5 protein-coding genes and 2 pseudogenes are annotated in these 5,085 nt (G+C 63.1%); all 7 read right to left on the bottom strand.

The window, feature by feature from the left end; translation table 11 throughout:
• Positions 1 to 337: pseudogene (locus tag EN991_RS22765) on the bottom strand (ABC transporter permease); the annotation flags it as partial.
• Positions 334 to 1,164, bottom strand: a complete 831-nt coding sequence (locus tag EN991_RS22760) for an ABC transporter ATP-binding protein (protein WP_013529863.1) — start codon at positions 1,162 to 1,164, stop codon at positions 334 to 336. The pseudogene EN991_RS22765 and the gene EN991_RS22760, both read right to left, overlap by 4 nt.
• A gap of 130 nt (positions 1,165 to 1,294) precedes the next feature.
• A complete protein-coding gene (fhmpcd1, locus tag EN991_RS22755; RefSeq protein WP_024505124.1) occupies positions 1,295 to 2,224 on the bottom strand; it encodes a 5-formyl-3-hydroxy-2-methylpyridine 4-carboxylate 5-dehydrogenase in 930 nt (309 codons plus the stop codon).
• On the bottom strand, positions 2,224 to 2,844 hold the full coding sequence (locus EN991_RS22750) for a glutathione S-transferase family protein (protein ID WP_013529861.1): 621 nt from the start codon (positions 2,842 to 2,844) through the stop codon (positions 2,224 to 2,226). Before EN991_RS22750 ends, fhmpcd1 begins: the two co-directional genes overlap by 1 nt.
• Before the next feature lie 26 nt (positions 2,845 to 2,870).
• The gene (locus EN991_RS22745) at positions 2,871 to 3,281 is read right to left on the bottom strand and encodes a RidA family protein (protein ID WP_013529860.1); all 411 of its coding nucleotides are present in this window, start codon (positions 3,279 to 3,281) and stop codon (positions 2,871 to 2,873) included.
• Between the two features lie 6 nt (positions 3,282 to 3,287).
• Positions 3,288 to 4,445, bottom strand: coding sequence for a hypothetical protein (locus EN991_RS22740; RefSeq protein WP_013529859.1), 1,158 nt, complete (start codon positions 4,443 to 4,445; stop codon positions 3,288 to 3,290).
• A gap of 55 nt (positions 4,446 to 4,500) precedes the next feature.
• Positions 4,501 to 5,085, bottom strand: a pseudogene (locus EN991_RS22735) (gentisate 1,2-dioxygenase); the annotation flags it as partial.

Below are 5,085 nucleotides of genomic sequence, written 5' to 3'. Positions count from 1 at the left end.
CCAGTGGATACAGCGCGCGTCCCAACCAATCGAAGCGCACGATGACCAGCGCAATGGCAATGCCGACCACGACCGAGACCAGGAAGCCGAACAGGATCTCGCCCGCCGTCACCAGCGTCGCCTGCATCAGCGTGCCCCATTGCGCCACCAGCGACTTCGCGATCTCGGACGGGGCGGGAATGATGAAGGCGGATATGGCAAAGATCCGCACCGCGGCTTCCCACAGCACGATCGTCACCAGCAGGAGGATGACAGCCGGCAGCCAGCTGCCGGTCGCCGCACTCCAGCTGGAGGCGAGGCGCGGCTCGGAAAGGTCGAATATGGGTTGGTCGCTCAAGATGCGCCTCCCGGTTGATGGCTGGAGCGCAGCATCGTTCGCAACTGGACCACCAGCCTGACGAACTCCGGATCTTCGGTGACCGACAGGTCGCGCGGGTAAGGCAGCGCAATGTCGAGGCTCTCGGTGATCCGTCCCGGCTTGATCCCCAGCACGTGAACATGGCGCGACAGATGGATGGCCTCGTCGATGGAATGGGTGACGAGCACGATCGTCTTGCCGGTCCGCTGCCAGATCTCCAGCAGCGACTGGCCCATCGAATCGCGGGTGATGGCATCGAGCGCGCCGAACGGTTCGTCCATCAGCAGGACCGCCGGATCGAGCGCCAGGGCCCGTGCAATGGCGACCCGCTGCCGCATGCCGCCCGACAGCTCGTTTGGCCGCTTGTGGGCGCTGTCGCCCAGCCCCACCAGTTCCAGCATCTCCTGCCCGCGCGCCCGCAGATCCGAGCGCGAGAGCGACTTGTCGGCGATGCCGAGCAGCATCGAGGCATTGTCGACGGCGTTTTTCCAGGGGAGCAGGTTGGCGTCCTGGAAGACGAGGCCGATCATCCGCTTGCGCGCCGCCTCGACCGGCGCGAGCCCGGCGATCGAAACGCTGCCCTGGGTAGGCTGCACCAGCCCGGCCAGCACCTTGAGCAAGGTGCTCTTGCCACATCCGGAAGGACCGATAAGGGAAACGAATGATCCCTTTGGCACCGAAAGATCGATGTTCCTGAGGATCAGCTGACGGGCCATGACCACCGAAACGCCCTTGGCGGAGATTAGATCGTCATGGCGGATATGGGCCGGCCTGTCGCCGGCGGCTCGGATGGTTTCAATGCGCATGGCTTGTCGCCCCGCGCGCTGTTTTCTGCCGCACCCGCACCATCTTGATGGCGAAGGCGCCCTTCACACAAACAGCCGACCGGTGGAGCTCCTCAAACCGGCTGGCCCTCTGCGCACCATGTGACATTGGCTACTCCCGGCCTTCCAGGATGCGCCGCACCGCGACGAGCTTGCGCGCCCGTTCACCTTGCAGCGCCTTTGTCTGCTCGGGCGTGTAGGCAAACATGCCCTCGCCCGACTTGATGCCGAATTTCGACGCAGCCGTCTTCTCCAGAACCATCGGCGCCACATCGTCGCGGTTGGAGAGATCGGCATTCAGGAAGGACGAGACGGATTTGTAGATATCCAGCCCCGCCATATCGAGCAGCGCCATCGGGCCGATGACGGCGATCTTGTAGCCTATGCCCCACGACACGCAGGTGTCGAGGTCTTCCGGCTCGATGACGCCGCGCTCGACAAGATCGACCGCCTCGCGCAGCAGCGCATAGAGCACGCGGTTCTCGACGAAGCCTGGAACGTCCTTCTTCACCACCACCGGCAGCAGGCCGATCGAGCGGATGAGATCGCGGATAACAGCCACGGTTTCAGGCGCGGTCTTCTCGCCGCCGATCACCTCGATCATCGGGATGATGTGCGGCGGGTTCGACCAGTGCATGCCGACCATCCGCTCGGGATGCGAGATATGAGCCTGCAGCTTGGTGATCGGAATGCCCGACGTGTCGGAAGCGACGATGACGGACGGGCCGATCAGCGGATCGATGTCACGATAGGTCTGCGCCTTGATGTCGATATTCTCGGGCACGTTCTCGATCACCAGTTCGGCGCCATCGACGGCCTCGGCAATCGTCTCGACGAAACGCACTTTGCCGGCACCAGTCCCGGGCGCCTCGATGTCGAGACGGTCGAGCACGCCGCCGGCAAGATCGAGCATGCCGCGGGCGCGCTCGATTGCCCCTGGCGAAACGTCATACGCCGTCACATCGAGCCCGCCGCGCGAAAGCCGCGCGGCGATGCCTGGACCCATCGTTCCCAGTCCGATGAGAGCGGCGCGCTTGATCATCATGCGGCCTTTGCGGGAGCAGCAGTGGTTGCCGCCTTGAAGGCCGGCCGAGCGGCGATCGCGGCCACCCAGCGCTCCAGATTGGGCATTGACGGCCGGTCGATCTTGAAATCGACGCAGCGCTTCAGGATCGGCGCGCAGGCAATGTCGGCAAGGGTCAGCTTGCCGAGCGCCAGGAAGTCCTTGCCGGCCAGGTGGCCGTCGACGATCTTGAGCTGCGCGACAAGGTCCTTCACTTGCTCCTTGTATTCGGCGGTCTGTTCCTCGGGCGTGAGCTTGGCGCCTTTGAAGGCCGCCAGGTAGCCCGGATTGACCGCAGCCAGCAGGAAGTCCATCCAGCGCTCGACCTCGGTCTTTTCCGCCGGCGTAGCGCCATTCAACTGTTCGCCGCCGAATGCCGCGAGATAGCGCAGGATGGTGTTGGACTCCCAGATCACGGTGTCGCCGTCAACCAGCGTCGGCACCTTGGAGGTCGGGTTGAGCGCCTTGTATTCCGCCGTCTGCGTGTTCTCGAACTGGCGGCCATAATCCTCGCGCTTGTAGGACGCTCCCAACTCTTCGAGCATGAAGAGCACCTTCTGGACGTTGCCTGATGTCTGGCGGCCTAACAGCTTGTACATGTCTTCTCCTCGCTAGTGTCCAGGGCCTACTTGCTCGCCGGCAGCGGCTTGTAGACGATGGCGTCCATTTCGATCTTGGTGTTGATGACCGCTTTTGCCTCGACGGTCGTGCGCGCCAGAACGGCGTCGCCGATCCCTTCGAGGAAGGCCTTGTTGTAGCGGCCGAAATCGCGCGTATCCTCGAGATAGGTGGTGATCCGCACGACATCCGACAGCGTCGCGCCTTCATGCGCGATGACGCGCGCGATGGTCTTCAGCGTCGCCAGCGTCTCTTCTTCGATCGTGCCGCTGATCATGTTGTTGTTCTCGTCTTTCGGCACCTGGCCCGAGACGAAGATGAAATCGCCGGCACGCACCGCCGGATGAAACGGCAGGTTCGGGTTCTTGTTGCCGATGGCGTAGTGGCTGGCGGATTTTCGCGTGCTGTCGCTCAACATATCCCCCTAAAGAACGCTGGTTTCGATGATGTCGACGCCGCGGATTCGGTCGATCAGGTAGACGATGCCGCGGTCGTCGATGGTCACGTCGTTGGACGAGGAACGCTCCGCGCCCTCCGGCGCGTCGGGCATGAAATGACCGACTTCCTTTGGCGCGAACGGATCGGCGATGTCGACGAGGCGCAGCCCCTGCGCGAACCACGCAAACGGAATGACGGTGCCATTGAACCGCTCGGAAGGCTGATGGCAGCCGGTCATCTGCGGCTGCGGTGAACCGTCCGTATCGAGGCCTGGCACCTGGAAGGTCGAGATCGGCAACGGGTTGGTCTCGTCAGTGATGTCGTAAATCCAGGTGAAGGCCGGCGGCGATGGCCGAAGCTTGGCGACATCCTCGTCCGCCACCACCATGATGTTGCGGCCTTTGAGCGGCTGTGGAATCGGCAGGCAGGTGTGCGTGGGATGCGGAAAGCTCGGGCTCGAATTGACGTGCGAGACCAGCTTCGGCTTGGTGATGTCCGAAATGTCGAGGATGAACAGGCCATGATGCCAGTAGCTGACATAGAGCCTGTCGCCCATTCGCAGCGGATGGTGACAGCGCGGCGTGACATAGTCGTGCCAAGGATACTCTTCGCCGCCCCCGGTCCACTGGCCCGGTATCCACCAGCGTCCGACCTCGACCGGCTTCGCGGGATCGATCAGGTCGAGGATCATCACGATGTTGCCGACATAACCGTCGGCGGTCGGCGATATGTAGGCGTAACGGCCGTCGAAGTCGTAGCGGTGGACGCCCTTGCCGCCGGTTATCCATTTCGAGATGAGCTTCGGCTGTGCCGGCTTGGTGGTGTCATAGAGCGCCAGTCCGCCGCCGAAATCAGCCGGGCCGGCGTCGCCAAAGCGCTCGTGGTTGATGATCATCAGTCCGTCCTTGGCGCGCACCTTGTGCGAGTGCCAACCGGGCGGGACATCGATCGTCGTAATTTTGCGCGGATTGCGCGGGTCGGAAATGTCGACCAGCGTCGTGCCGCTCGGCGGCCGCATGTGGCCGATATAGAGGATGTTGCCGTCGACCCAGACCTGACCGCCGCCTGGGCAGTCGACATGGCCGATCTGCTTTGTGTTGAACGCCGAAACCAAATGCATACGCCCTTGCTGCTGAAATTCCATTTCGATGTCCACGCCGCCAATGGCGGCGCGGACATTGCCTGCCGGAGGACCGGAACTAGACGAGACGGAGCAGATCGCCGGCCTGGTTGCGGCCCCAGCGCTTGTAGAGGAGCAGCGCCTTTTGCGTCGGCGCATCGGTGGCGCCGAAGAAGATCACCGGCTCGCTCGACGAGCCGTTGACATGCTCGACCCAGGAACCGCCGGGTATGGCGATGGTGTCGAACTGGTTCCAGTCATAGCGCTTGCCGTCGATGATCGAATGGCCGTTGCCGCGGAACGGCGCCAAGAGCAGGCTGGCGGTCTCGCGCTGCGGCAAGGTCTTCTCGCCGGGGCGCAGCATCTGCACGTAGAAATTGATGGTGTGGAAGACGGGTCCGCCGGTCGTCGGATCGACATAGTCGATGACGATGCCTTCATGGGGGTCGCCATCCCAATCCTTGTGGGCGTCGAGAACCGCTTCCATCTTCTCCCAGCGATAGACATACATCGGCGACGACAGGCCGCCGCCGCGCTTGTGGTCGACGAAACGCGGCATCAGGCCACCTTCGCCATAGATGCGCTGTGAGTAGTCGCTGGGATAGCGGGCGGTCTGCACCTTCTTCTCGACTTCCTTGCCGTCGACCATCTCGGTGTATTTGTG

Origin of the sequence: Mesorhizobium sp. M7A.F.Ca.US.005.03.2.1 (genome assembly GCF_003997795.1) — a bacterium.
Taxonomy (GTDB): Bacteria; Pseudomonadota; Alphaproteobacteria; order Rhizobiales; family Rhizobiaceae; genus Mesorhizobium; species Mesorhizobium ciceri.
The sequence above is the reverse complement of the archived record's forward strand: the minus strand, read 5'-3'. Positions and strand labels throughout refer to the sequence as shown.